Here is a 237-nt window from a genome sequence, read left to right as displayed (position 1 = left end):
CATTAAGTGTGGCGGTTATGATGATTACTACAGTAGTCAGTCTGACTCAGGCCAACGCTGAGTTAGTTATTCACAATGAGCCTGCTCAACAGCAGATAGTAAGTGCCAATAGCGATTCTATTAACAATACCGCTTTCATGAATAATGATATCTTCCCAACAGATACGTCTATTGTTAAGTTGATGCAAGTGATGCATATTGATGAGCAAATAGAATCTATCGTTAACGGGCAACAAG

General features: G+C 39.2%; 1 protein-coding gene. It reads left to right on the top strand.

Annotation, left to right across the window (positions count from 1 at the left end; translation table 11 throughout):
• Window positions 1-20: 20 nt before the first annotated feature.
• Window positions 21-237: hypothetical protein (locus AAEZ06_RS28255; protein WP_350617517.1), on the top strand; the 217-nt coding region annotated here is incomplete at its 3' end.

This window comes from Pseudomonas sp. HY7a-MNA-CIBAN-0227, assembly GCF_040310325.1.
GTDB lineage: Bacteria > Pseudomonadota > Gammaproteobacteria > Pseudomonadales > Pseudomonadaceae > Aquipseudomonas.
This window is presented reverse-complemented; position numbering and strand designations above follow the sequence as displayed.